Genomic DNA, 18734 nt, shown 5'->3' with positions numbered 1-18734 from the left:
GTTCCTTCGTCGGCCGGTCGGGCCCCGGGAAGTACACCGTAGCGATCACCGCCGTCCACCGCTCAGCGCGAAGCGGTGCGGGTGGGCGTGGGCGTGGGGGCGGGGGTCCGCGCGGCGCCCGAGGCGGTGCCGGTGCCGGACCCGGTGCTGGACGCGCCGACCGACGCGGCGGCGGGGCCTGGAACGGGGGCCAGGCCGGTGCAACCGCGCAGACCGTCGCGGCGTTTGAGGGCGGCGGTGGCGGCGGCACCGGACTGCGGCACCGGCACGCCCTTGTCGTCGATGCTCGCCGGGGCGAACGCCTCGCCGAGCACCTTGCCGGCCGGGCTGACGGTCAGCGTCGTGACCCCGGTCTCGTTGGAGTTGGCGTAGTTGGAGGTGCCGTACCAGAGGAAGTTGCCGAAGCCGTACCCGATGTAGGTGTCCCCGATCATCCCGGCGCCGAGCATGGTGTGCGCGTGCGTGCCGACCACGGCGGTCGCACCCGCGGCGGCGAGCTTCTTGGCGATCGCGGTCTGCGCGGCGGTGGGACAGGCCTTGCCCTCGTCGCCCCAGTGCAGGTAGACGAGCACCACCGGCGCCTGGCGTTTCGCCTCGCCGACCGCCTTGAGCAGCGCGGCGGTGTCCAGCGCCGAGGCGATTCCGGGCTTGTTCGCGCCGGCCCGCCACTTCTGGTTGGTGAGGTCCTCGACCTGGCTGGCCGCCACCACCGCGACCTTCACCCCGCGCACCGTGCTGACGTACGGGGCGTACGCCTCCTCGGAGTTGCGGCCGAAGCCGACGATCGGGACCGGCGAGGAGGCCTTCGCCGCGAGGGTGTCGGTGAGACCGTCGGCGCCGTAGTCGACCGCGTGGTTGTTGGCGAGCGAGACGACGTCGACGCCGGAGTCCTTGAGCGCGGTGAGCGCCTTGGGCGAGGTGCGGAAGGTGTACGTCTTGGGCTCGGGGGCGCCGCGTTCGGTGATCGCGGTCTCCAGGTTGAGCACGGCCAGGTCGGCGGCGGAGAGGGTCTTGGCCATCGGGCCGAGCGCCGTCTCGGGCGGCTGCACGGAGAGCCGGGCCTCGGTGCGGCCCTCGAAGTGGACGTCCCCGGCGAACGCCACCGTGATGCTGCCGTCGGGACGGGGCGCCGCGGTGTCGCCGGACTCCTGGTCGCCGGGGGCGGCGGAACCGTCGGACGCACCGGGCGAGGCCTTGGCGGCGGCCGCGTCGGCCGCCGCCTTGGCGGACTTCGATGCCTTCACGGCGGCCGGATCGGGGTCGTCCGGCCCGCAGGCGGCCACGGGTATCAGCCCGATCAGCAGGGCGACGGCGGCCGCGGCACGGCGCATGAGTTGTTCCCCCAAGGTCGATCCGGAAGCGGTCAGCCTACGCCACTCCCCCGCGCCGCCTTCGCCCCGCCTCCACAATCGAAACCCGCCCGTCGCCCTGCGTCCGGGGCCGCCCGCTCCGGGCCCGCGCGTCCCAACCCGCTGCCGCGCCTTGGCCATTCCGTCCCTGGCGCGGCGCCCGGGGTGGCGCGCAGCGTGGAAGCGTGGAGGCTCCGCGAGGGTGTCGGGGCCGTGACGACAGGCGGGCGGTGTGGGTCATGGCCGGCAACGGAACCACGGGCACCGGAACCACGGGCACCGGAACCACGGGCGGCGAGAGCACGGGCAGCGGGACCATGAGCAGCGAGAGCACGGGCAGTGGGACCACGGGCACCGGGCGGCGGATCGTCGTGGGGATCGACGGCTCGGCGCCCTCGAAGGCGGCGCTGCGCTGGGCGGTCGGACAGGCGGTGCTGACGGGAGCGACGGTGCACGCGGTGGCCGCGTGGGAGTACCCGTCGCTGTACGGCTGGTTCGCCCCGATGGTGGACGACGGCTTCGAGCAGTCGGCTCGCCGGACGCTGACCGCCGAGGTGGACGAGGTGATCGGTGCGCGGCGGCCGGTGCCGGTCACGGAGAGCCTGGTGCTGGGGCACGCGGCCGAGGCGCTGCTGGAGGCCGCCGAGGACGCCGATCTGCTGGTGCTCGGCAGCCGGGGCCGCGGGACGTTCGCCCGGACGCTGCTGGGGTCGGTGAGCACACGCTGCGCCGTGCACGGGTCGTGCCCGGTGGTGATCGTCCGGGCGGACGGGACCGCCGCTGCGCCCGCGCCGCTCGCGGCGGCCGCCACGGCTTCGGAGGCGGCGGGCGGTGGCCAGACGGCCGTCCGCACCAAGGACTGGCAGTTGAGCCTGCACGTGGTCGAGGACCGCGACACCACCCGGGTGCACGCGGTACTCGACGCCGACGGCACCGTGCTGCACAGCGACGCGCTGGCCCACCGCAATCCGCTGGACGCCCCGGCGCCGGCGGTGGGCGACGACTTCGCGGTCGGCCGGGCGCTGGTCGACCTCGGCCACCAGCTGCTCCGCGCGGGCACCCACGGCGCCACGGGGTCCGCCGAGGAGTGACATGCTGACGACCGAAGGACAAGATGACCATCGACGATCGACGGCCGACGCCTGACAGCTGACAGTTGACAGCTGACAGATTTCAGATGACGGATAACAGATGACAGATTCTGTCAGCCCAACTCCGGGCGGCGACCACCCCGCCCCGGCGCCCGACTTCACCCCCGCCCAGCGCGCCCGCGGCCGCGCGCTGCGCAGGAGCCAGCTCCCGTGGGCGCTCGGCGGACGGCTCACCGGCCTGGCACTGACCCTGGTGCTCGGCCTGACGCCCGCCGGCGCCGGGCTGGTCTCGACGGTCGGCGGATGGTTCGGCGGCTCGCGGACGGCGGAGGTACTCGCCGGTGCCGCCGCGCTGGTGCTGCTCGGGCAGCTGGCACAGCTGCCGTTCGGGGCGGGCGCCCGGTCGGTGCGGGCCCGGTTCGGCCTGGTCACCCAGGGCTGGGCCGGCTGGGCGGTGGACGTCCTGCGCGGGCTGGCACTGATGCTGGCCCTCGCCCTCCCGGTGGCCTTCGGCCTCTACGCGCTCACCGACCGCTCGCCGGACCGCTGGTGGATCCCGGCGGCGGGCGTGGCCGCGCTGCTGACCGCCGCCCTCTCCTTCCTCTACCCCCTGCTCGTCGAGCCGGTGTTCAACCGCTTCACCCCGATGGAGCCGGGCCCGCAACGCGAGGCACTGCTGGGCCTGGCCGAGCGGGACGGCGTCCGGGTGCGGGACGTCCTGGTGGCCGACGCCTCGCGCCGCACCACGGCGCTGAACGCCTACGTCTCGGGCCTGGGCGCGACCCGGCGGATCGTCGTGTACGACACGCTGCTGTCGACGGCCGACCCGCGCGAGGTGGAGCTGGTCGTCGCGCACGAACTGGGGCACGTCAAGCACCGGGACGTGCTGACCGGCACGGTGCTGGGCGCGGTGGGCGCGGCCGCCGTCGTCGTGCTGCTGGGCCTGGCTTCCGGCTGGGACGCGCTGCTGTCGGCGGCGGGCGCGACGGACGCGGCCGATCCGCGGTCGCTGCCGCTGCTCGCGGCGGTCGCCGCGCTGCTGGGGGCGTTGTCCGGGCCGGTGCAGTGCGCGGTGAGCCGTCGGGTGGAGACCCGGGCGGACCGGCACGCCCTCGAACTGACCGGGGACGTCGAGCAGTTCATCGCGATGCAGCGCAGGCTGGCGGTCACCAACGTCTCCGACGTCGACCCGCCGCGGATGCTTGAGCTACTGTTCGCCACTCACCCGAGCGCCACCCGGCGGATCGCGGCCGCGCGTGCCTGGCGGTCCCGTCGCCCCTCCACCCCCAAACTCGTTGTATAGTGCAACAAAGACCGAGGCCCCGAGGAGGTAGGTCACCGTGCCCGACCGCGAGACGTCGATCGCCACCATCCAGCGCGAGCTGACCGCCTTCGCCCGCCGCGCCCGCCACAAGGCGTCCCAGCTGCACCCGGACCTCTCGCTGGTCACCTACAGCATCCTGGACCTCATCACCGAGCGCGGCGGCTGCCGGGCCGCCGACGTCGCCGCGCACTTCATGCTCGACAAGTCCACGGTGAGCCGCCAAGTCACCGCCCTGGAGAAGCTCGGGCTGCTGCGCCGCGAGACCGACCCGGAGGACCAGCGCGGGCAGATCCTGCTCGCCACCGACGCCGGGCTGACCCTGCTGCGCGAGGCCAACGAGCAGCGGCGGCTCTCCTTCGCCGCCCGCTTCACCGACTGGTCGGACGAGGACGTCTCCCGCTTCGCCGACTACCTCGCCCGCTACGGCTCGGAAGGCTGAGCGAAGGCCGAGCGAAGGCTGACCCGGCCGCCGGCCGGGCCGGACCACCGACCGGCTCGGGGTGCGGCGGACCACCCGGACGGTGTACAGAGGAGAGGTGCCACCTCGGCAGCCTCCCCGCGAGCGGCACCCCGGCGCGGGGCACCCCGACGACCGGCGTTCCCGCGACCGCCGCCGTTCCCGGCGGCCCGGCCGCCGGGCGATGACGGCGGTCCCGCTCGCGCTGATCGTGGTGATCACGGTGGTCGACGTGCTCTCCCCGCCGAGCATCCACCTGGGCCCGCTGCTGATCGTCGCCCCCGCGCTCACCGCGTCCGTCGCCGGTGCCCGGGCCACCGCCGTCGTGGCGGTGCTGGCGATCGCCGGGCTCACCGTCATCGGCATCCTGCGCGACGGCCTCACCACCGCCAACCACGAGACCCAGCTCGGCGCCCTGATCGCCGTCTCGGCCCTCATCGTCGGCCTGCGCGCGCTGCGCGACCGCCACGAGCGCCAACTCGCCCAGGTCCGCTCAGTCTCCGAGGCGGCGCAGCGCGTCCTGCTGCGCCCGCTGCCCGAGCGGATCGGCCCGCTGCGCCTGGCCTCGGTCTACCTGGCCGCCGAGGCGGAGGCCCAGGTCGGCGGCGACCTCTACGCGGCGGCCCGCACCACCGTCGGCACCCGGCTGCTGGTCGGCGACGTGCGCGGCAAGGGCCTGTCCTCGCTCGGCGACGCCGCGCTGCTGCTCGGGGCGTTCCGGGCCGCCGCGCACCTGCACGCCGAGCTGCCGGGCCTGGTCGGCTACCTCGACGGCAGCATCGCCTGGGACCTCGCCCAGCTCGCGGAGCAGCAGCGCACCCAGGACCGGGGCGCCGAGGACCGGGGCGCCGAGGAGCAGCCGCGACTCCCGCCCCCGCTCCGACCGGGCGCCCGTCCACCGCCGCCCGGCGACGCGCCGGCCCATGCCTCCCCGGCAGCACCGACCCCCGCGACCCCCGCAACCACGACGTCCGCCGCGTCCGCGTCCGCCGCCACGGACGACAGCGGCGAGTCGTTCATCACCGCCCTCGTCCTGGACATCCCGGACGACGAGGCGGTGATCCGGCTGGTCGACTGCGGCCACCCGCCGCCGCTCCTGCTGCACGACGGCCTGGTCACCACCCTGGAGCCCGGCCGTACCGCGCCGCCGCTCGGCCTCGGCGAACTGGCCCCGGAGCCCTACTCGGTGGAGGAGTTCGCGTTCCTGCCCGGCGACCGGCTGCTGATCTACACCGACGGCGTGATCGAGGCCCGCGACGACGCGCGGCGCTTCTACCCCCTGTCCGAGCGGACCGCCGAACGGACCGCCGCCCACCCCGCCGAACGCCCGGCGGCCCTGCTGCACCACCTGCGCCGCGACCTGCTCGCGTACGTCGGCGGGCGGCTGGACGACGACGCGGCGATGGTCGTGGTGGAGCGCCTCGGCTGATCCGCCACCAGGGGGCCGGGCGGCTCACGGCTGGTACGGCAGCTGCGGCACGTCGAAGCAGGTGGTGGTCATCGAGGCCACCTGGGTGACCCAGCCGCCGCGCCCGCCCTCGGCGGAGTCCTGCCAGCGGGCCGCGTTCAGGCAGGCCCGGGTGAGCCCGGTCGGCGGGGGCTGGGGGACGAACGAGGCGGGCAGGATCAGCCCGTGCGCGTCGTAGGGCTCGGGGCGGTTCATGAACCGTTCGACGCAGGCCCGGGTGAGGTCCGCGCCGCAGGAGTCCATCGCGTCGGTGAGCCACTGGGCGCCCGCCCAGCCCTCCAGCTCCCAGGCCGAGAGCAGCGGCTCGCGGTCCGGGTAGTAGCGCGCCATCGCCGCCCGGAACGCGGCCACCGCCGGGTGGCCGACGTCCTCGTAGTTGAGCGAGGAGGAGGTGGCCCAGAGCTCGTTGCGGCAGGTGGGCGAGGCCTGGTAGTCGGTGCGCACCGACTCCGACCAGTTCTGCACATTGGTCACCTTGGCGGTGATGTGGACCCCGGACTCGTCCAGGGAGCGGCAGAGCGCGGCGTTGCCCCGGGTGTCCATGGCGTCGAACAGCAGCTGCGAGCCGTCCGCCCGCACGGCCGCGGCCACCGCCTGGAAGTTCGGCAGCGCGAAGTCCACCGTCTGGACGAGCACTCGGTAGCCCTCGGCCTCCAGGCCGGCGCGCAGCTGGGCGGCGTAGCGGGCGGAGTCGGCCTGGTTGTAGGCGACCACGGCGGCGCTGGTGGCACCCAGCTTCTGCTTGAAGAAACGGAACACCTCGGTGGACTGGTAGAGGGTGCCGTTCCAGCCGACAGCGTGCCCGTCGCGCGGCGCGTTGCTGCCGTAGATGCCGTACAGGTGCGGCCAGCGGTCGTAGGCGGTGCCGATCGGCTGGCCGCCGACGTCCGGCACCGCCTTGCCGCTCACGTAGGGGGCGCCGGCGTAGTCGAGGACGCTGCCGGAGACGAAGGCGAGGACGTGCGACTGGTCGATCAGCCGGTGCACGCAGTCCTGGTTGCCGATGCCGCTGCCGCCGTCGTCGCAGGTGACGACCTTGACGGTGCGGCCGTGCAGGCCGCCGTGGTCGTTGAGTGCCTGGAAGAAGGCCTGGGCGCCGTAGCGCGGTCCGCTGAACACCTCGCTGCCGACGGGGCTGGTCAGCGAGGTGACGATGCCGACCCGGATCTCGGTCGGGGTGACGCCGGTGTCGGAGGCCGGGTTTCCGGCGGCGCTCCCCCCGGGCCCGGTCCCGGTGGCGCCCGCCGTGGTGGGGCGGGCGCCGAAGGCATCGGGCGGCAGGCGGGTCCCGCAGCCGGCCACCCCTGCCGACAGCACGAGGACGAGGGCCAGGGCAAGAGCGAGGGCCGGGGCGGCGGGGCGCGGGCGCCGACGCGGGGCAGGGATCAGCTGCATCCGGGGATCGGGGTGCCGGTGGCACCGGCGGCCTGGGTCAGCAGTCCGCAGAGGGTCGCGCGGGAGACCTTCCAGGTGCCGTTGTCCAGCACCGCCTGGCCGGTCGCGGCCGGTTCGACCACGCTGCCCTGGAGGGACAGCTCGTAGGTGACGGTCGCCTCGGTCGCGGAGGTGAACGCCACGTTCGTCACCTTGGCCTGCACCTGGCCGACCCGCGGGTCCTGGGCGAAGCCCTCCAGGACGGGCAGCAGCGTGTCACCGTTCTGGAGCAGCGCGGCCTTCTCGGGGATCGGGGTGGTCGGGTCGAAGAACTTCTGCCAGTTGGCGGTGATCTCGGAGGTGGCCGCCGCCGGGTCGGCGGGCGCGGTCGCCCCGGGGCTGGGGCTCGTGGTCCCGGTGGCCGTCTGCGTGGCCGTCGCGGTCATCGTCCCGGTCGCGGTCTCGGTGCCGGTCGCGGTGCCGGTCGCGGCGGGCGGCGACGGGCTCGCCGTCGAGGACTCCGACTTGCCGCTGCTGCAGGCGGCCGCCGCGACCGCCAGCAGCAGCGCGAGCAGGGCGCCCGCCGACCGCAGGACCGGGCCGGCGGCCCGCCGGGTACCGCTCTGCCTCACGTGCATGGTGTTCCTCTCGACGGCTCTCGACGGCCGGGGCGGGCGGAACCGGCGGGCGCGCCTCGCGGGCGCCGCTCGGGCCGGTTCGCGCCGTTCCGGATGCTGTTCCAGGCCGATCCTGGAAACGTCGCAAGTGACACCATCAAGGCGGATCCATGGACGAATCGCAATCCGGGGCACAGGGGCGACCAAGCGGTACGAACCGCGCGAAGGGCGCGGCGGCGAGCGCGGTGCGCTCGGCCCGGGAGAACGGCGGGTGGGCCGGATGGGCGCTGGTCGCCGTGGGCGCGGTGCTCTGCGTGCTGGGCTGGTACGGGGTGTCCGGCGAGCGTTTTGTCGAGGAGCAGGTCCCCTACCTGGCGTCGGCGACCGTCCCGGGGGCGGCGCTGATCGTGGCGGGCGCCGTCCTGGTCGCCGTGCGCCCGCCCGGGCGCGGCCGCCCCGGACCGCCGTCGCCGCCGCTCTCGGGGGCGCCCACGGCCACGGACCGCCGGATCGAGCACCTGTACGCCCTGCTCGTCGATCCGGCGCGGCCCGGCGACGACGCGCCGGCCGCCGCCACCGGCGCCCCGCTGGCCGTGCCCGGTGGCACGCTCTACCACCGCCCGGACTGCCCGCTGGTGGCGGGCAAGGCCGCCGCCGCGCCCGTCGACGCCTCCACCGTCCGGGAGCGCGGGCTCACGCCCTGCCCGCTCTGCGACCCGGGGCCGGCCGGTGAGCCGTCCGACGGCTCCACCACCCGTCCGGGCGATCCGCGCCCGCCGACCGGCTGAGGCGGCGGGCCGATGACCGGGCTCGGTTCGGCAGCCCTCGGCGCGAGCGCCCTCCCCGCGATCCCGCTCCACCCGACCGTGCTCCACGCCGCCGGTCTCGACTCGACCGGTCTCACCGTCGACCTCGCGCTCGCCGGACTGACCGTCGGCAGCGCCGCCGCGCTCAGCGGCATCGGCCTGGTCGTCTGCCACCGCGCCACCGGTGTGCTCAACCTCGCCCAGGGCGCGCAGGCCATGTTCGTCGCCTACCTGCTGCGCGACCTGGTCGTCGTGCGGGGCTGGCCGGTCTGGCCGGCCGTGGGGTGCTGTCTGCTGCTGGTGGCGCCGGCCCTCGGGGTGCTGTTGGACGTCCTGGTGTACCGGCCGCTGCAACGGCGCGGTGCCGGACCGGCCGAGACGATGGTGGCCGGCCTCGGTGTGTTCGTGCTGCTCATCGGGGTGGTGGTGCTGGCGTGGGGGGCCGCGCCGGTGGGCGGCGCGCCGTCCCCGCTCGGCGGGGCACCGATCGCGCTGCCCGGCGGGCACACCCTGCGCCCGGACACGGTGGCGCAGCTGGCCGCGATCCTGGTGCTCGCCCTGGCGGTCGGGGCGACGACCCGGTTCACGCCGTTCGGCCTGCGGCTGCGGGCGGTGGTGGACGACCGGCGGCTCGCCGAACTGGCCGGGGTGGACGCCGACCGGGTGTCGGCGGCCGGGTGGGCGTTCGGCTCGTTCACCGCGGGGCTGGTCGGGATCGCGCTCGCGCCGTACCTGCTGCTCGACCCGTACGGGCTGCCGCTGCTGGTCATGGAGACGATGGCCGTCGCGGTGGCGGCCCGGCTGCGGAGCATCCCGGTCGCGGTGGTGACCGGGCTGGGGCTGGGCGTGCTGCAGGCCGAGCTGACCCGGTTCCGGCCGGACGGGCAGCTGCTGCCGCTGGTGCAGGCAGTGCAGGCGAACCTGTTCGTGGTGGCGCTGCTGGTCGCCGCGCTGCTGGCCGGCCCCGGGCTCACCGACGGGCGGGGGCGGCCGGACGGGTCGCCCGTCCCCCCGTGGGTGCGGGCGCGGGGCGGCGGGGGTGCCTGGGCGGCGCGGGCGGTCTGCCTGGTACTGCTCCTGCTGCCGCTCGGCTTCCGCGGCAACGACCTGCGCAGCGCGCTGCTGGTGCCGGCGCTGGCGCTGGTGCTGCTGTCGATCGTGGTGGTGACCGGCTACGGCGGGCAGATCTCGCTGGGCCAGGCCGGGTACGCGGGGCTGGGGGCGCTCGGGACGGCGCTGCTGATGTCCGGGCGGATCCCCGGGCTGCCCGCCCTGCCGGCCGTGCCCGCGCTGCTGTTCGCCGTGCTCGCCACCGCGCCGCTCGGCCTGCTCACCGGCTGGCCGGCGATCCGGCGGCGCGGCCTGGCCCTGGCGCTGGTGACCTTCGCGGTCGGCACGACGCTCAGCCGGTTCGTCTTCCAGCAGCCGTACGCCACCACCGGGCTGGTCCTGGACCGGCCCGCGTTCCTGGCGGGCGACCGCGCGTTCTACGTCGCCGAACTGCTGCTGCTCGGGCTGGGCGCGGCCGTGGTGCGGGCCCTGCACGGCGGGCGCACCGGCCGGGCGCTGAGCGCGATGCGCGACCACGAACCGGGGGCGGCCGCGGCGGGGGTGAACGTGCCGGGGCTCAAGCTGTTCGCCTTCGTGGTGGGTGCGGCGCTGGCAGCGCTCGGCGGCGGGCTGATGGGCATGGCCGGGCGCGCGTTCGACCCGGCGGCGTTCGACCCCGTGCAGGGTCTGCTCTGGTTCGCGGCCGTGGTCGTCGCGGGCGCGGACAGCGCGTTGGCGGCGGTCCTGGCGGCGGCGCTGCTCACCGGTCTGGACGCGGGCACGGTGGCGGGGGTGTCGGCGGTCGCGGTCGGCGTGCTGGCGGCCGCGATCGGCCGGCTGCCGGGCGGCCTCGCCGGCCTCGCCACGGCCCGGGCGGCGGTGCGGCCCGGTACCCCGTCGGCGTTGCCGGCAGCGGCGCCGCCCCTGCCCGCCGGCCGGCTGTCCCTGGTGGGGCGGCGGGTGCGGGCGCTGATCGCGGCCCGCCGGACGGCCGGGGGCGAGGCGCCCGGGGAGGCTCCGGGGGAGGCCGGGCCGTGACCGGGCCGCGTCGCGCCGTCGCGCCGTCGGCCGGGGTGCCCGCCACCCGGCTGACGGCCCGCGGGGTGGTGCGGCGGTACGGGGGGATCGAGGCGGTGGCGGGGGTCGATCTGGTCGCGGAGCCGGGGCGGGTGACGGCGTTGATCGGGCCGAACGGGGCGGGGAAGAGCACGCTGTTCGACTGTCTGGCCGGGACCGCCCGCCCGGATGCCGGCCGGGTGCTGCTGGGCGGCCGGGACGTCACCCGGCTCCCGGTGCACCGGCGGGTGCGACTCGGGCTGGCCCGCACGTTCCAGCAGATCGCCGTGTTCCCGACGCTGTCGGTGGCGGACAACGTCCGGGTCGGCGCGGAGCAGCAGCGCTCCGGTGCCGAGCGGCGCTCCGGCGCGGCGGACGGCCGGACGGCGCGGGCGCTCGCCGTGTTCGGGCTGGGCCCGGTGGCGGCGGAGCCGGCGGGCGGGCAGCCGACGGGCCTGCTGCGGCTGGTCGAACTGGCGCGGGCGCTGGCCGGTGAGCCGCGCGTCCTGCTGCTGGACGAACCGGCGGCGGGCCTGGACTCCGCGCAGACCACCAGGCTGCTCACCGTCCTGCGCGGTCTCGCCGACGACGGCATGGCCCTGCTGCTGGTCGAGCACGACCCGGACCTGGTCGCCGAACTCGCCGACACCGTCTACGCGATGGCCGACGGCCGGATGGTGGCGGCCGGGCCGACGGCGGCGGTGCTGGCCGACCCCCGGGTGGTCCGCGCCTGGGGGCGGTGACGGGACGGGTGACAGCTGACAACTGACAGATTTCAGAAAACAGATAACAGATAACAGCTGACAGATATCAGATGACAGATTTCCAATTCCCAACCCTCAACCCGTACTCGACCCCCGGAGCGCCCCATGCCCGTCGAAGTCGCCCTGCTGGCCGTGCGGGTGCGGTACGGCCCGCTGGAGGCCCTGCACGGCGTGGACCTGGCCGTGCCCGCCGGGCGGGTGACCGTGCTGCTCGGCCGCAACGGGTCCGGCCGCACCAGCGTGCTGCACACGCTGGCCGGGCTGGTGCGGCCGGCCGCCGGGCGGGTGGTGTGGCGGGGGCGGGACGTCACCGCGCTCGGCGTGCACCAGCGGGTACGGCTCGGGCTGGCGCTGGTGCCGGCGGAGCGGGCCGTGTTCGCCTCGCTGACCGTCGCCGAGCACCTCGCCCTCGGCGCCCGCACCCGGGGCGATCTCGCGGACGAGGCACTGGAGCTGTTCCCCGAGCTCTCCGCCCTGCTCCCCCGGCGGGCCGGAACGCTCTCCGGCGGCCAGCAGCAACTCGTAGCCGTGGCCCGCTCGTTGACCGCCGCGCCGGCGCTGCTCCTGCTCGACGAACCGGACCGGGGGCTGGCCCCGGCCGCCGCCGCCCGACTGCACGAACACCTGCTGACCTCGGCCGCCGCCACCGGTCGGACGGTGGTGCTGACCGCGCAGACGCTCCCCGCGACGCTGGCCGGGGCGGCGGCCGTGCACGTCCTGCACCGGGGTGAGGTCACCTTCTCCGGGGAGCCCGGCGAGCCCGGGGAGCCCGGCGAGCCTTGGGAGCCAGGCGAGCCGAGAACGGCTCCGGACGCGACCCGGTGATCACCTCGCACGGCGCGGCGGCGGCCGTCATCGACGCCACTCAGCAGTACGCGTTCTTCTCTCCCCCGCGGACGGCACGGGCCAGGTCGGTCGAGCCGCTCAGGATCCACGCGGCGATCCCGGGGTCGAAGACCTCGCCGTCTGCCGACCGCTCGGCCACCCACAGGCCGAGATCAGGATCTGCGGCTGGTACTGGGTTCACCATGAGATCGGGTACAGGCTTCATGGCACCGTCCTCCTGCGGTGCTCTAGCGTCGTGCCATGACGATTCCAGCTGGACTGAGACGCACGGTCCTCCGGGCGCGGCGGGACACCGGCTTTCTCGCCGCTGGTGTGCTGCCGCACCTGGCGCTGGTGCCCGTGTGGTCCTGGGCGGCGACGACCACCGCCAGGACGGGGAACTGGCTCCTTACGGTTTCCGTGTCGGCCGCCCTGGTCCTGCTCGGCACCCCGGTACTGACGGCCGTCCAGCGGGCTCGCCACCGGGTGCTCATCGGTGTGGACGTCCCCCGGCTCACCCCCACCGCGCCGGAACAATGGACGTGGGCCTCGACCGCCCGGTGGCTCGCGGCGACGCGGCCTTGGCGCAAGATCGGCTACCACCTCGTGCTGGGCCCGCCGCTCGCGCTGCTGGAGCTGCTGGTGCTCGCGGTGGCAGCGGCGTCCCTGGCGGGCGTCACCGCCTACGCCTGGTCATGGGCGCTGCCAACCGGAATCCGCCAGGACGGGTTCGACCACCTGACCCAGCTGCCGGTCTACACGGCGACCGGGCTCCTCCTCCTGTGCGCCCTGCCCTGGACCGCGCGGGCGGTAGCCCGGGCCGAGGCGCGGCTGGCGTCGGGCCTGCTCGGGCCCAGCCTGGCGCAGCGGCTCCAGGAGCGGGTCGATCAGCTGGCCGTGAGCCGGACCGACTTGATCGAGGCCGTCGACGCGGAGCGCCGCCGGATCGAGCGCGACCTGCACGACGGCACCCAGCAGCGGTTGGTGTCTCTCGCGGTCAACCTGGGTCTGGCCATGGCCACCCGCCCGGACCTGCCGGGTGATGCCCGCGAGGTGATCGCGAGGGCGCACCTGGAGGCGAAGGAGGCGATCGCCGAACTCAATGACCTGGTGCGGGGGCTGCACCCGGCCGTGCTCGAAGACCGAGGTCTGGACGCGGCGTTGTCCGGGCTGGCCGCCCGCACGCCCCTGCCGGTGCGGCTGCGGGTCAATCTGGAGGAGCGGGTGGCGCCCAGCGTGGAGTCGGCCGCGTACTTCGTGATCTCGGAGGCGCTGACCAATGCGACGAAGCACGCCAACGCGATGCGTGCTGAGGTGATGGTCCGTCGGGTCGGCGAGGTGCTGCGAGTGCGCGTCACCGACGACGGGCTGGGCGGTGCCGACGCCGCCGCCGGCACGGGGCTGACCGGGCTGGCCAAGCGGGTCGGTTCCCTCGACGGGGCCTTCCACGTCAGCAGCCCCGCCGGCGGGCCCACCACCATCACCGCGGAGCTGCCGTGCGCGCGGTGATCGCCGAGGATTCGGTGCTGTTGCGGGTCGGCCTGATCAAGGTGCTGGAGATGGGCGGGTTCCAGGTCGCCGCGGAAGCCGGCGACGCGGAGGGGCTGCTGGCGGCAGTGGCGGAGCACCGGCCCGAACTCGCCTTGATCGACGTCCGGATGCCGCCCGGCTTCACCGACGAGGGGGTGCGGGCGGCGATGGAGATCCGTCGGCGCTGGCCGGGGACGCCGGTGGTGCTGCTCTCGCAGTACGTGGAGGAGCGGTACGCGGCTGACCTGCTGTCGGCGAACACCAGTGGTGTGGGCTACCTGCTCAAGCAGCGGGTTGCCGATGTCGCCGACTTCGTGGCGGCGGTCCGGCGAGTGGCGGACGGGGGCACGGCCCTGGACCCGCAGGTCGTCGCCCAGTTGCTGCTGCGGCGCGACAGCGACCCGCTCGCGCGGCTGACCCCCCGCGAACGGGAGGTGCTCGGCCTGATGGCCGAGGGGCGCTCCAATGCCGGCATCGCGCAGGCGCTGGTGGTCAGCGAGAGCGCCGTGGCGAAGCACATCAACAACATCTTCGCCAAGCTCGACCTGCCCGTGGTCGACGCGGACCACCGCCGCGTCCTGGCCGTGCTGCGGTTCCTCGGAGCGGCCCGGACCTGACCTTCCCATCCGTGATCACGATCTACGGCCGGAGTACTTGCCCCGATGGCCGAGCGCCCCGCAGACGTGTGCGGTGCCCGATGGGCCCAGGCCGTCTGCCCCGGACACCGGACTGCAGTCGCCCGGCCTTGAACGGTGGAGTCGGCGCCATCCTGACGCCGACTCCACCGATTCGCCGACTCCGTCGACTACGCCGCCGCCCGGGCGTCCGTGGCGAGCGCCTCGGCGACGGGGAGGTTCGGCTGCGGGTGGGTGAGCAGGTGCACGCCGGCCGCCAGGGCGCCGCCGACCAGCGGCGCGAGGAGGAACAGCCACAGCTGCGAGAGTGCCGGGCCGCCCGCGAACAGGGCCGGGCCGAGGCTGCGGGCCGGGTTCACCGAGGTGCCGGTGAGCGGGATGCCGACCAGGTGCACGACCACCAGGGCCATGCCGATCGGCAGCCCGTCGAAGCCGGTGGCGGCGAGGCGGTGGGTGACCGCGAGCACCACGTAGACCAGCAGGAAGGTCAGCACGACCTCGGTCAGGAAGGCGCCGCCGGCGTTGATGTGGACCTGCGAGCGGTCACCCCAGCCGTTGGTGCCGAGCTTGCCGTGGGTCTCCAGACCCGGGACCTGCTTGGCGAGCAGCAGCACCAGCGCCGCGCCCGCGATGCCGCCGAGCACCTGCGCGACCCAGTACGACACCGCCGTGCGGCCGTCGATCCGGCGGGCCAGCAGGAAGCCGAGCGTCACCGCCGGGTTCACGTGGCAGCCGGAGATCGGCCCGATCGCGTACGCGAGCGCGAGCAGCACCAGGCCGAAGGCGAGCGCGATGCCCACCGAGCCGATGGCCTCCCCGGCCAGCACCGCCGCGCCCACCGCCAGCAGCACCAACAACAGCGTTCCGAGGAATTCGCCGACCACCGCTCGCCTGTCCATCCGGGTCCTCCTGACCTCGTCCGCGCGGACGGTCCGATGCCGCCCGTCGCTCCGGTCAACCCTGTGCACTCGAATGGGCGAGCGCATGTCGGCCGACCGGCTGATCCCCGTGATCTCGGGGATTCCGAGCGTCGGATTATTCCAAACGAGTGAAAATCAGGCCAATCCGGACTTAGCTCACCATCAGGACGATCTTCCCCCGCAGATGGCCGCGCGCGCTCTCGGCCTGTGCCTCGGCCGCCTCCGCCAGCGGCCGCACCCGGTGCAGCGGCAGGGTCAGGTCACCCGCCTCGAACAGCTCGATCGCGCCGTTCAGCGCCGGGCGGTCGTAGGTGGCGGTCGACTCTCCACCGGTGAAGCGCACCCCGTGCTGCTCGGCGCCCTGCCAGTCGGCGATGGTCAGCACCCGCTCCGCTCCGCCCGCCAGCTCGACCGAGAGCGGCAGCACACCCGACCCGGCCGCGTCCAGCACCCGGTCCACACCCCCGGGCGCGGCGGCGCGGACCCGCTCGGCCAGCCCCTCGCCGTACGCCACCGGCACCGCGCCCAGCTCGCGCAGGTACGCGTGGTTGGCCTCGCTCGCGGTGCCGATCACCCGGATCCCCCGGGCCCGGGCGAACTGCAGCAGCAGCGTGCCGACGCCGCCGGCCGCGCCGTGCACCAGCAGCGTGTGGCCGGACTCGGCGCCCAGCAGGTCGAGCGAGCGCCAGGAGGTCTCGGCGGCCACCGGGACCGCCGCCGCCTGCGCCCAGCCGAGCGCGGCCGGCTTGCGGACCAGCCGGTCCGCCTCCGCCAGCACGTGCTCCGCGTACCCGCCGCCGTGCACCGCGCCGAGCACCTCGTCGCCGGCCCGCCACTCGGTGACGCCCGCGCCGACCGACTCCACCACGCCCGCGACCTCGTAGCCGAGGACGGCGGGGAAGGCGACCGGGAACAGCGCGGTCAGCGCGCCGGAACGCACCTTGTGGTCGAGCGGGTTGACGCCGACGGCGCGCACCGCGATCCGCACCTGGCCGGGGCCGGGCGGGGGCAGCTCGACCGAGATCGGCCGCAGGACGTCCACGCCGCCGTACTCGGTGAAGCCGACGGCCTCGGTCGAGAGGGTGCCCGTACCCGTACCCGTGCCGGAAGGGTTGCTCATGGGAAAACCCACCGTTCGTTCGCTCCTGGGGACTTGGCTCGTCCCGGTGACGGCTCCAGCCTGGTACCGGCGACGGGCCCGGCCGCCCCGCCGTTCGGACGGTTCCGCCCGTCCGTTCGGCCAGGCCGGGGGCGGACCGGCGCGAACTACGCTGGTCGGCATGGTGGAGCAGGCGCGCGGCGAGGACGGACACGGCGACGACGGGGCGGCGGGGGCCGACGGGTGGTCCTGGGACGACCCCGAGGGCGCGTTGGCCCTCGCCGCCGAGGTGCTGCGCACACCCCGGACACGGCTGATGCCGAGGATCTCCGAAGTGCTCGCCGGCCTGGTCCCGCACATCGCGCTGGCCCAGCTGAGCGGGATCTGCACGCACTCCCCCGCGAGCGCGTCGGGGCCGGAGGAGCTCTCCGCGCGCATCACCGGCGCGGAACTGGCCCGACTCGGCGAGCAGGTGACGCCCGGTCGGCCCTGGCAGGGCGAGGCGGTGCTCGCGGGGCGCGCGCGCCCCGCGGTCGCCGTGGCGGCGGCGCCGACCGGCAGCAACGGGGCGCTGCTGGTCCTGGTCCGCGCCGACTCCGGACCGGGGGCCGACCGGCCCCCGGCGCCGCTGCCCGAGCGACCGCTGCGCGTGCTTCAGCAACTGTGGGAACTGCTGACCACGCACTCCCACCACCGGGCCGTCGACGCCGCCCCGGCGCACGCCTCCGCCTCACGCGCCTCGGCGAGCGCCCGGGCACGCACCATCGCCGAACTCGGCAGCGCGCACGCCTCCGCGCTCTCCGCGATCCTCGCGCCGTTGCGCTCCGCCGCGCTGGACGACGCCACCGCCCGGCGCAGCGCCACCGACCTGGCCGTGACCGCGCTGCTCGACCTGCGCGGAGCCTCCGACCGCGACCGCGAGCTGAGCGAGGAGCCGGCCGCCGTCGCGTTCGCCCGACTCGCCGACGCGGTCCGGCCGCTGCTGCGGCACAGCCCGGTCCGGCTGGACCTGCTGGCCCCGGCCGAGAGCGACCGCTCGGTGCCCGCCGACACCGCGCACGCCGCCCGCGCCGCCGTGCGCTCCACCGTGCTCGCCATGCTGGAGCAGGAAGGGCTCGGCCGCCTGCACGTGCGGTGGCAGTTCGTCGGGGACGGCCTGCGCGTGGTCGTCCGGGACGACGGCCCGGGCCTGCTGACCGCCGACGCGCTGGCCGTGCACCGCACCGCCGACCGGATCGCCGCCCTGGCCGGCCGCCTGACGATCGACGCCGTCCCGGGCTGGGGCACCACGGTGACCGCCGACCTGCCCCTGCACGCCCCGGAGGCCTGCACGTCCAGCGCCGCCACCGACCCGCTGGAGGGCCTGCACCCGAGAGAGCTGGAGGTCCTGGACCAGCTCGCCCGGGGCCGCCGCAACCGCGAGATCGCCCACGCCCTGCACATCAGCGAGTCCACGGTGAAGTTCCACGTCGCCAACATCCTCGCCAAGCTCGACGTCGCCTCCCGCGGCGAAGCCGCCGCCCTCGCGCACCGCGCCGGCCTCCCCACCCCATCCCCCACCCCCCTCCACGCCGCCTCCTGACCCCCGACGCCGGCGCGGGAAGTCGGACCCGCCGACTTCCCACTCCCCCGGCCCAAGCAGGGCCGGGGGGACGACGACGGGGCGGCATGGGCGTCGTCGGCTCGGGTGCCGGGGTGTCCGTCCCGGCTCAGGGTCGCTCGGTCCCCTTCGGGCGGGTGCGGGCGCGCAGGTGGAGGCGTTCACCCTGCTTGCCGAAGAGGCTGAGCACTTCGACGTCGCCGTCGCCGGTGGAGCCGAACCAGTGCGGGTTCTGGCAGTCGAACTCGGCCGCCTCGCCCGGGGCGAGGACGACGTCGTGTTCGCCGAGCAGCAGCCGCAGGCGGCCGGAGAGCACGTAGAGCCATTCGTGGCCGGTGTGGGTGGCGAGTGACGGGGTCTGGTGGGCCGCCGGGATGGTGATCTTGAACGCCCGGGGTTCGGTGCGGTGGCGGGAGAGCGGGACGAAGGTCCGTCCGTCGGCCCGGGCCGGGTGCTGGTGGACGCGCGGGTCCTCGACGCGTGGGGCGGCGACGATCTCGTCGAGCGGGACGGCGAGGGCGGCGGCGATGGGCAGGAGGAGTTCCAGGCTGGGCTTGCGCTGCTCGGACTCCAGCCGGGAGAGCGTGCTCTTGGAGATGCCGGTGGCCTGGCCCAGCTCGGTCAGGGACATGTTCTTGCGCTCGCGCAGGCGGCGCAGCCGGGGACCGATCTGGCGCAGGGTGGCGGCGATCTCGGGGTTGGCGTCCTGGTCCATACGGACGATCGAAGCAGGCCGTCCCGGTTCCGGCAACGCGGCTTCCCGGGAACG

Annotated in this window: 18 protein-coding genes; 11 read left to right on the top strand and 7 right to left on the bottom strand. The window is 75.4% G+C overall.

Features of this window, described 5'->3' with window-relative positions:
• Window positions 1-62: 62 nt before the first annotated feature.
• Window positions 63-1331 (bottom strand): CapA family protein, encoded by a 1269-nt coding sequence (locus ACFVVU_RS21085; RefSeq protein WP_387791486.1) that lies wholly within the window; start codon window positions 1329-1331, stop codon window positions 63-65.
• A gap of 335 nt (window positions 1332-1666) precedes the next feature.
• On the opposite strand from ACFVVU_RS21085, the gene ACFVVU_RS21080 reads away from it, so the two are divergent.
• The 4 genes from ACFVVU_RS21080 to ACFVVU_RS21065 all read left to right on the top strand — a co-directional run bounded on the left by ACFVVU_RS21080 (window position 1667) and on the right by ACFVVU_RS21065 (window position 5650).
• Window positions 1667-2440 carry a universal stress protein gene (locus ACFVVU_RS21080; protein ID WP_387791484.1) on the top strand — a complete coding sequence of 258 codons (774 nt, stop codon included), beginning with the start codon at window positions 1667-1669 and terminating at the stop codon, window positions 2438-2440.
• Window positions 2441-2540: 100 nt separating this feature from the next.
• Window positions 2541-3743, top strand: a complete 1203-nt coding sequence (locus ACFVVU_RS21075; protein WP_387791482.1) for a M48 family metalloprotease — start codon at window positions 2541-2543, stop codon at window positions 3741-3743.
• A gap of 37 nt (window positions 3744-3780) precedes the next feature.
• Entirely contained in the window at window positions 3781-4203 is a 423-nt protein-coding gene (locus ACFVVU_RS21070) for a MarR family transcriptional regulator (protein ID WP_355362720.1), read from the top strand.
• A gap of 97 nt (window positions 4204-4300) precedes the next feature.
• Window positions 4301-5650 (top strand): PP2C family protein-serine/threonine phosphatase, encoded by a 1350-nt coding sequence (locus ACFVVU_RS21065; protein ID WP_387791480.1) that lies wholly within the window; start codon window positions 4301-4303, stop codon window positions 5648-5650.
• A 24-nt stretch (window positions 5651-5674) separates the two neighbouring features.
• Here ACFVVU_RS21065 and ACFVVU_RS21060 read toward each other — a convergent pair whose 3' ends face one another.
• A complete protein-coding gene (locus tag ACFVVU_RS21060; RefSeq protein WP_387791478.1) occupies window positions 5675-7084 on the bottom strand; it encodes an ABC transporter substrate-binding protein in 1410 nt (469 codons plus the stop codon).
• The gene (locus ACFVVU_RS21055) at window positions 7075-7701 is read right to left on the bottom strand and encodes a hypothetical protein (RefSeq protein WP_387791476.1); all 627 of its coding nucleotides are present in this window, start codon (window positions 7699-7701) and stop codon (window positions 7075-7077) included. The genes ACFVVU_RS21060 and ACFVVU_RS21055 overlap by 10 nt, the downstream gene beginning before the upstream one ends.
• Window positions 7702-7850: 149 nt before the next feature.
• On the opposite strand from ACFVVU_RS21055, the gene ACFVVU_RS21050 reads away from it, so the two are divergent.
• The 4 genes from ACFVVU_RS21050 to ACFVVU_RS21035 all read left to right on the top strand — a co-directional run bounded on the left by ACFVVU_RS21050 (window position 7851) and on the right by ACFVVU_RS21035 (window position 12181).
• Window positions 7851-8468 carry a hypothetical protein gene (locus tag ACFVVU_RS21050; protein ID WP_387791475.1) on the top strand — a complete coding sequence of 206 codons (618 nt, stop codon included), beginning with the start codon at window positions 7851-7853 and terminating at the stop codon, window positions 8466-8468.
• Between the two features lie 12 nt (window positions 8469-8480).
• Entirely contained in the window at window positions 8481-10574 is a 2094-nt protein-coding gene (locus ACFVVU_RS21045) for an ABC transporter permease (RefSeq protein ID WP_387791474.1), read from the top strand.
• Complete coding sequence (locus ACFVVU_RS21040) at window positions 10571-11335, top strand: ABC transporter ATP-binding protein (protein WP_387791473.1); 765 nt, start codon at window positions 10571-10573, stop codon at window positions 11333-11335. The genes ACFVVU_RS21045 and ACFVVU_RS21040 overlap by 4 nt, the downstream gene beginning before the upstream one ends.
• Window positions 11336-11461: 126 nt before the next feature.
• On the top strand, window positions 11462-12181 hold the full coding sequence (locus tag ACFVVU_RS21035; protein WP_387791472.1) for an ATP-binding cassette domain-containing protein: 720 nt from the start codon (window positions 11462-11464) through the stop codon (window positions 12179-12181).
• A 40-nt stretch (window positions 12182-12221) separates the two neighbouring features.
• Here the strand turns inward: ACFVVU_RS21035 and ACFVVU_RS21030 are convergent, their stop codons facing one another.
• Window positions 12222-12407 (bottom strand): hypothetical protein, encoded by a 186-nt coding sequence (locus tag ACFVVU_RS21030; RefSeq protein WP_387791471.1) that lies wholly within the window; start codon window positions 12405-12407, stop codon window positions 12222-12224.
• Between the two features lie 35 nt (window positions 12408-12442).
• Between ACFVVU_RS21030 and ACFVVU_RS21025 the strand changes: the two genes are divergently transcribed.
• Window positions 12443-13690 (top strand): histidine kinase, encoded by a 1248-nt coding sequence (locus ACFVVU_RS21025; RefSeq protein ID WP_387791469.1) that lies wholly within the window; start codon window positions 12443-12445, stop codon window positions 13688-13690.
• The gene (locus ACFVVU_RS21020; RefSeq protein WP_380679781.1) at window positions 13678-14328 is read left to right on the top strand and encodes a response regulator; all 651 of its coding nucleotides are present in this window, start codon (window positions 13678-13680) and stop codon (window positions 14326-14328) included. The genes ACFVVU_RS21025 and ACFVVU_RS21020 overlap by 13 nt, the downstream gene beginning before the upstream one ends.
• Window positions 14329-14516: 188 nt before the next feature.
• Here ACFVVU_RS21020 and ACFVVU_RS21015 read toward each other — a convergent pair whose 3' ends face one another.
• Both ACFVVU_RS21015 and ACFVVU_RS21010 read right to left on the bottom strand, forming a co-directional pair.
• The gene (locus ACFVVU_RS21015) at window positions 14517-15245 is read right to left on the bottom strand and encodes an MIP family channel protein (RefSeq protein WP_380680437.1); all 729 of its coding nucleotides are present in this window, start codon (window positions 15243-15245) and stop codon (window positions 14517-14519) included.
• A gap of 172 nt (window positions 15246-15417) precedes the next feature.
• Window positions 15418-16386 carry an NADP-dependent oxidoreductase gene (locus tag ACFVVU_RS21010; RefSeq protein ID WP_380680434.1) on the bottom strand — a complete coding sequence of 323 codons (969 nt, stop codon included), beginning with the start codon at window positions 16384-16386 and terminating at the stop codon, window positions 15418-15420.
• Window positions 16387-16546: 160 nt separating this feature from the next.
• Here ACFVVU_RS21010 and ACFVVU_RS21005 point away from each other — a divergent pair, with 160 nt between their 5' ends.
• Window positions 16547-17947 (top strand): LuxR C-terminal-related transcriptional regulator, encoded by a 1401-nt coding sequence (locus ACFVVU_RS21005; protein ID WP_387791467.1) that lies wholly within the window; start codon window positions 16547-16549, stop codon window positions 17945-17947.
• Between the two features lie 127 nt (window positions 17948-18074).
• Here ACFVVU_RS21005 and ACFVVU_RS21000 read toward each other — a convergent pair whose 3' ends face one another.
• Window positions 18075-18680 (bottom strand): helix-turn-helix domain-containing protein, encoded by a 606-nt coding sequence (locus tag ACFVVU_RS21000; RefSeq protein ID WP_387791466.1) that lies wholly within the window; start codon window positions 18678-18680, stop codon window positions 18075-18077.
• Window positions 18681-18734: the final 54 nt, after the last annotated feature.

Origin of the sequence: Kitasatospora sp. NPDC057965 (assembly GCF_042887135.1) — a bacterium.
In the GTDB taxonomy this organism is placed as follows: domain Bacteria; phylum Actinomycetota; class Actinomycetes; order Streptomycetales; family Streptomycetaceae; genus Kitasatospora.
This window is presented reverse-complemented; position numbering and strand designations above follow the sequence as displayed.